Source organism: Mycobacterium sp. (genome assembly GCF_035653355.1).
In the GTDB taxonomy this organism is placed as follows: Bacteria; Actinomycetota; Actinomycetes; order Mycobacteriales; family Mycobacteriaceae; genus Mycobacterium.
Genome location: NZ_DASRBZ010000611.1, coordinates 1 through 6,551, shown reverse-complemented (window position 1 = coordinate 6,551; position 6,551 = coordinate 1). Strand labels below are relative to the sequence as shown.

At 66.7% G+C, this 6,551-nt stretch carries 6 protein-coding genes and 1 pseudogene; 1 reads left to right on the top strand and 6 read right to left on the bottom strand.

The features are described 5' to 3' along the window. From VFA16_RS21205 to dapB, 6 genes are all read right to left on the bottom strand, one after another. Positions 1–272: SDR family NAD(P)-dependent oxidoreductase (locus tag VFA16_RS21205; protein WP_324969722.1), on the bottom strand; the 272-nt coding region annotated here is incomplete at its 3' end. Positions 273–321: 49 nt separating this feature from the next. Further along, positions 322–1,143 carry an SDR family oxidoreductase gene (locus VFA16_RS21200; protein WP_324969721.1) on the bottom strand — a complete coding sequence of 274 codons (822 nt, stop codon included), beginning with the start codon at positions 1,141–1,143 and terminating at the stop codon, positions 322–324. Positions 1,144–1,155: 12 nt separating this feature from the next. Continuing rightward, a complete protein-coding gene (locus VFA16_RS21195; RefSeq protein ID WP_324969720.1) occupies positions 1,156–4,341 on the bottom strand; it encodes an acetyl-CoA carboxylase family protein in 3,186 nt (1,061 codons plus the stop codon). A 7-nt stretch (positions 4,342–4,348) separates the two neighbouring features. After that, positions 4,349–4,804 carry a flavodoxin gene (locus VFA16_RS21190; protein WP_324969719.1) on the bottom strand — a complete coding sequence of 152 codons (456 nt, stop codon included), beginning with the start codon at positions 4,802–4,804 and terminating at the stop codon, positions 4,349–4,351. After that, on the bottom strand, positions 4,801–5,265 hold the full coding sequence (locus VFA16_RS21185; RefSeq protein WP_324969718.1) for a hypothetical protein: 465 nt from the start codon (positions 5,263–5,265) through the stop codon (positions 4,801–4,803). The genes VFA16_RS21190 and VFA16_RS21185 overlap by 4 nt, the downstream gene beginning before the upstream one ends. Next, positions 5,262–5,999 (bottom strand): 4-hydroxy-tetrahydrodipicolinate reductase, encoded by a 738-nt coding sequence (dapB, locus tag VFA16_RS21180; protein WP_324969717.1) that lies wholly within the window; start codon positions 5,997–5,999, stop codon positions 5,262–5,264. The genes VFA16_RS21185 and dapB overlap by 4 nt, the downstream gene beginning before the upstream one ends. A gap of 276 nt (positions 6,000–6,275) precedes the next feature. On the opposite strand from dapB, the pseudogene VFA16_RS21175 reads away from it, so the two are divergent. Beyond that, positions 6,276–6,551, top strand: a pseudogene (locus tag VFA16_RS21175) (HNH endonuclease); the annotation flags it as partial.

Below are 6,551 nucleotides of genomic sequence, written 5' to 3'. Positions count from 1 at the left end.
CCGGCGTTGTTGACGAGGATGTCGATACTGCCGAAACGCTCCAGCGCCAGGTCGATACACCGTTGCGCGGCAGTCTCTTCGACGGCATGGGCGGCGACACCGAGGGCGTTACCCCCGACCTGCGCGGCGGCCGCGTCCGCGTTCTCCTGCTTGCGTGACGTCACCACGACATTGGCGCCATCCCGGGCTAGTCGCTGCGCGACGGCCAGCCCGATCCCCCGCGAGGCGCCGGTAATAATCGCCGTGCGGCCGGTGAGATTTTCAGTGGTCAATTGCGCTGCTCCTCCTCATCGCTTCGCTCTGCATCGTCGACAGCGCGGGTCATCGTTCATCTCCTAACAGGCTGCGCTGGTAGCGGCGCATGCCGCGCAGCCACCGGTCGTAGTCGGCGGCCTTTTGGCGGTACATGTCCAGCACTTCCGGGTGTGGAAGGATGAGAAAGCGCTCCTCCTCGATGGCCGCCAGCACGGCATCGGCAACCTTGGATGGCTCTAGCACTTCGCCAGCGGTGGTGACTGCGCGCGTCGCCAGGTCGCCCAGCGGATCGCCGGACTGCTCACCGGAGTACAGCAGCTTGGTGTTGACACCCATCGGGCAGAGGCAGCTCACCCGGACTCCCTTGTCGCCGTACGTGATGTTGAGCCACTCGGCGAAGCCGACCGCCGCGTGCTTGGTGACCGAGTAGGTTGCCGAGCCGAGTTGGGTGAGCAAGCCGGCCGCCGACGCGGTGCTGACGAAGTAGCCCTCGCCGCGCTCGACCCAGCCGGGAATGAGCAATTGCGCGGCCCGGATGTGGGCGCGCAGGTTCACGTCGAGGCTTCGGTCCCAATCCCGTTCGCTGACGTCGAGGCCGGTCACGCCGGTGATGCCGGCGTTCGCGAAGTACAGGTCAACCGGGCCGAATTTGCTTTCCGCGAACCGGATGAGCCGCTGGATCTCGGCAGTGTCGGATACGTCAGCGCCCGCACTGACCGCGACACCGGACCGCTGGCTGTCGGCGTGTTCGGCCACCGCGGCCGCGGCTTTCGCGTCCAGGTCCGCGACGACGACCCGTGCGCCTTCGCGTGCCAGTCTCGTGGCCAGTGCGCCGCCGATCCCACCGCCCCCGCCGGTGACAATGGCAACCTTCTGGTCAACTTTCACGTGGGAATCCTTTCAGCGACGGGCTAACCGCATGATCCACGACCGGGAGTCGGCGGGATCGATGACGTCATCGAGCTCGAACGTCGTAGCCGAGGTCAGCGCCTTGCCGTGCTGATAGGCCGCCTCGACCAGTTTCTCGAACAGCTGTTGCCGCTCGTCCGGGTCAGCGACGGCGGCCAGATCCTTGCGGAAACCGAGGCGCACTGCGCCTTCGAGCCCCATTCCGCCGATCTCGCCGGTCGGCCAGGCAACGGTGAAATCCGGAGCATGGAATGACCCGCCTGCCATGGCCATTGCGCCCAGCCCATATCCCTTGCGGACGATGATCATTCCTAGCGGCACAGTGAGCCGCGCGCCAACGACGAACAGGCGGCTGAACCGCCGGACAGCTGCGTCCTTCTCCGCATCCGGGCCGACCATGAATCCAGGTGTGTCGCAGAGCGAGATGATGGGAAGCCCCGATGATTGGCACAATGCGAAAAAGTCCGCGGTCTTGTCGGCGGCCTCGGCGTCGATCGCGCCGCCCAGATGGTGACTGCTGTTGGCTACCAACCCATATGCCACACCTTCGACCCGGACCAGCTCGGTCACCACGCCGACCCCGTAGCCCGGGCGCAGCTCCAGGACCGAGCCGACGTCCACGATTGATTCGATTAGCCGATGGACGTCGTAAGCACGTAACCGATTCTCCGGCACCACATGGCGGGCCAGCCGCGGATCAGGCGCCTGCCAATCCTCAACGCTGCCTTGGAAATACGACAGGTACTGCTTAGCCAGCGACACTGCGTGCGCTTCGTCGCGGGCGACCAGGCTCACCACGCCGTTGCGCCGCTGCACGTCGATCGGGCCGATGTCCTCGGGGCGGTACACGCCGAGCCCGCCACCCTCGATCATCGCCGGCCCGCCCATGCCGATGTTGGCGTCGGGGGTCGCGATGATCACGTCGCAAATTCCGGCCAGTGCGGCGTTGCCGGCGAAGCAGCGTCCGGACACGATCGAAACCAGCGGCACGTGGCCGTTTAGCGCGGCCAGCGTGCGGAAGGTCGGCACGTCCAGCCCGGCGATGTTGCCGAGGTCGGTGTCACCGGGACGTCCGCCGCCGCCTTCAGCGAACAGCACCACCGGCACCCGCTTGCGCGCGGCCAGCTCCAGGACCCGGTCGGTTTTGGCGTGGTTGCGCATGCCCTGCGTCCCCGCGAGCACGGTGTAGTCGTAGGAGAGCACCACCGCCTCGGCCCCGCCGATGTTCGCGAGGCCCGCGACCAGGCCGTCTGCCGGTGTGTTGGTGATCAAGTCCTCTTCCGAGCGGCGGCTGCGCTGCGCGGCGATGGCCAGGGCGCCGTATTCGACGAAGCTGCCCGGATCGACGAGGTCGGCGATGTTCTCCCGCGCGGTGCGGCGGTTTTGCTTGTGCCGCTTGGTAACTACCTCCGGCCGGCCCTCGTCCAGGGTGAGCAGATGCCGATGTCGCACCTCGTCGAGGTCGGCCCGCGGCCGGTCGAGGTCGAGCTGTGCAGTGGCGTCGCCACCGATGTCCGCGCCGGTGCGAGTGAAAACGAGGAGCGGGTCCCCGGTTCCGACGACCTGCCCTGGCGTCACGAGGTTGCGAACAGTGCGCAGGGCGTCCGGAGCCGCGAGCACGTGCTGCATCTTCATCGCTTCCAACACCGCCACCGGCCGGCCCGCAGTGAATTCGGCGCCTTCTGGTGCTAACTCGATCACGGTGCCGGCCATCGGTGCGCGCAGCGCTTCTTCACCCGGATACAGCTCGAGTGCGGTAGCTCGAATCTCCGGTTGGCGGGTCACCGCGGCAGCCGCCAACTCCGGAAGCTTGGCATCCAGAAAACCCGTTGTGACAACCCCGGATTGAAGCTCGGTGGTGGACAGGATTTCTCGTAGCAACGGAATGTTCGTGCCGATGCCCTCGATGCTGAAGTCTGCCAGCGCTGTTCGCGCTTTACGCAGGGCCGCCGGAAACGACGTTCCGGGCACATGGATGATCACTTTGGCCAGCAGTGAGTCGTAGCGCGGGCTCGGGGTGAGCCCCGGACGGCCATAGGTGTCGACGCGCACCCCTGGGCCGCTCGGCGGCGTGAACCCGGTCAGGGTTCCCGCGGTCGGAACCACGGATCCATCGGCGTCGATTGTCTCCATGTTGACTCGGGTCTGGATCGCGATTCCGCGCGCCGAGGCGGGCTCACCGGTGACATCGGTGCCGTGAGCGGTGATTCCGGCGGGTAGCCGCAAGTCGTCGAGTGCCGCGCCGTCGGCGATGGCGAGCTGGGTCGCCACCAGGTCGACCCCGGTGACCTCTTCGGTGACGGTGTGCTCCACCTGGATGCGCGGATTGACCTCCAGGAACACGAATCGCTCGCCGGCAACGAGGAATTCGACGGTGGCTAGTCCTTGGTAGTTGGCGTGCGCGCACAGCCGCGCAGCTGCGCGGTGGAGCTCGGTGCGCACTTGGTCTGTAAGTCCTTGTGCTGGAGCCGTCTCGATGAGCTTCTGGTATCGGCGCTGGACGCTGCAGTCACGATCGCCGAGTGCGAAAGCCCGCGCGCCGGCGGCGACGATTTGGACCTCGACGTGACGGGCGTCGTCGAACAATGCCTCGGCTAACACACCGGGGTTGCCGAAGCCTAGTTGCGCTTCGGCGGCGCACTGACGGTAGGCATCGTCGATCTGCTCTGCGCTACGGACTACCCGCAGCCCACGGCCTCCGCCGCCGCCAATCGCTTTGATCATGATCGCGCCGTCGTGTGCGGCGAAAAATGCATGGATCTCCTCGACACTGCTGGGCCCGTCGGTCGCGGCCAGCACCGGTACCCCTGCGGCGATCGCCGCGCGGCGGGCCGCGGACTTGTCGCCGAACAGCTCGAGCACGTTGGCATCCGGGCCGACAAACCGGTATCCTGCGGCTGCGCAAGCTCGCGCGAATTTGGCGTCCTCGCTGAGGAATCCGTAGCCCGGATGAATCATCGAGGCCCCGGCCTTATTGGCTGCCGCCAGAATTGCGGCGTGATCCAAGTACACGGCGGGACCAGTGCCGGGCAAGCCGATCGCCTCGTCGGCGGCGTGCACATGCGGGCTGTCGGCGTCGTCCTCGGCGTATACCGCCGCGGTGTCGATGCCTAGTTCTATTGCGGTGCGGATGATTCGAAGCGCAATCTCGCCGCGGTTGGCGATCAGCAGCGTCATAGCTCCGTCACTCCATCAATGTGGCGGCCAGAGTGCCGCCCAGCTCGTAGGCCCGCTCACGCACCGTCGCGTCGATTCCGCCGACGACCTCCAGTACGTCGGCGGCTTTCGTCAGCGACAGTCCGGTGGCTACCTTGTCGACCGCCGTTGCGGCGCCGATGGTGTCGTTGTTGCCATGCACCCACAGGCCGTAGGGCCGGCCCGCGACGTGGTCGAGGCTCGGGTAGTAGACGGTGTCGAAGAAGTGCTTGAGCGCTCCTGACATGTAACCGAGGTTGGCCGTGGTGCCGAAAAGGTAGCCGTCGGCGTCGAGCATGTCCGGGACGGTGGCAGCCAGCGCCGGGCGCACCACCACGTCGACGCCTTCGATCTCCGGGTCGTTGGCGCCGGCGAGCACGGCCTCGAGCAGTTCCCGAGTGCCGGGCGACGGCGTGTGGTGAACAACCAGCAGCGTTTTGCTCATGGTCGGCCCTGCAGCTGGACGGCCTTCTTCATGGCCTCCCGTGCGCGGCCGCGGTCCCCGGCGTAGTCGTAGGCGCGGGCCAACCGGTACCAGCGCCGCCAGTCGTTGGGATTCTCTTGGAGTTCGGCGCGGACGGTGTCGAACAAGACATCGGCGGCCTGTCGGTCGATGCGGCCGGAGGGTCGTCGTGGCAGCGCGCTGATGTCGAGTTCCATTCCGTCGTCGGCAATGAGGCGGGCCAGTTTCTGGTGGGCGAACCCGGCGCGCAGCGTTGCGATCATGGCCCACAGTCCGATTGCCGGCAGCACGAGCAGCGCTAGCCCAAGACTGGTTGCGGCGGCTCGACCTGAGCCGATCATGACGACGGCGATTCGGGCGAGCAGGGCCAAATACACCAGCAGCGCAGCGCACATGAATGCGATGAGCAGTCGGATACGCAGGGCCCCTAGGCTTTTCGTCATTGCAGATTGAGCAACGGTTCGATGCCTACCGTCAGGCCGGAACATTCCTTGATGTGGCGCACCGCCAGCAACACGCCGGGCACAAACGAGGCGCGGTCGAGGCTGTCGTGACGGATGGTCAGTGTCTCGCCCGCCATGCCCAACAGCACCTCCTGATGGGCGACCAGTCCGGCCAACCGCACAGAGTGCACCGGGATTCCGTCGATCTCGGCGCCGCGGGCACCGGGCAGGCTCGTGCTCGTGCCATCGGGGCTGGGCGCCAGGCCTTTTCGCGCTTCGGCGATCAGCTGGGCGGTGCGCGTGGCCGTCCCAGACGGCGCGTCGGCCTTCTGCGGGTGGTGCAGCTCGATAACCTCGACCGAGTCGTAGAACGGCGCGGCCTGCTTGGCGAAGTGCATGCACAGCACTGCCCCGATCGCGAAGTTCGGTGCGATCAGCGCGGCGGTTCCGGGTTTGGCGGCCAGCCATGAGCGCACTTGCTGGAGCCGCTCGTCGGTGAAGCCCGTGGTTCCGACGACTGCATGAATCCCGTTGTGGATCAAGAATTCGAGGTTGTCCATGACGACGTCGGGGTGGGTGAAGTCGATGACCACCTCGGTGCGGCTGTCGGTGAACAGAGTGAGGGGATCGCCGGCGTCGACTTCGGCGGACAGGGTCAGATCTTCGGCGGCCTGCACGGCCTGCACCATCGTCGAGCCGACTTTGCCTTTGGCCCCCAGCACGCCTACCCGCATAGGTGCAGCGTAGCCCGGTGACGATGCGGGTCGGCACGACCCGAGGAGGAGCCGGGCAATCAGACCCGGCCCGGTGACGATGCGGGTCGGCACGACCCGATGAGGAGCCGGGCAATCAGACCCGGCCCGGTGACGATGCGGGTCGGCACGACCCGAGGAGGAGCCGGGCAATCAGACCCGAGCCGTCTTGGTCGGTTTGTCCACAGTTCGGAGTTGATCCACAGCGGACAGCTTGCGCGGGGGTCAATGTCGGTACCCGCCCATAGAATATCGAACATGAGTTCGACTCAGGTGGCGGCTCCGCCGGAGCTAACGGCCGCCCTGGAGGCCCTCGATGCGGCGGTGGCCCGGGTCCGCGCATTGGACTTCGACACCTATCAGCCGGCGGTGCGACTACGGGCCTTGGAGCGGCTGGAGACCTCACGGCGCCACCAAGCGGTGGCCAGCCACGACCTGATCGCCAGCCTGGCACAAGAAGAGTTCGCCGCGATCGGCGGAGTGCCCCACAAGGTGATCGCCGATTGGCTGCGTATCAGCTGCGCCGAGGCCCGC

Coding starts and splice junctions, on each gene's coding strand:
- VFA16_RS21195 (WP_324969720.1), bottom strand. CDS start 4,341: ATGACGCTGCTGATCGCCAACCGCGGCGAGATTGCGCTTCGAATCATC.
- VFA16_RS21190 (WP_324969719.1), bottom strand. CDS start 4,804: ATGAGCAAAACGCTGCTGGTTGTTCACCACACGCCGTCGCCCGGCACT.
- VFA16_RS21185 (WP_324969718.1), bottom strand. CDS start 5,265: ATGACGAAAAGCCTAGGGGCCCTGCGTATCCGACTGCTCATCGCATTC.
- dapB (WP_324969717.1), bottom strand. CDS start 5,999: ATGCGGGTAGGCGTGCTGGGGGCCAAAGGCAAAGTCGGCTCGACGATG.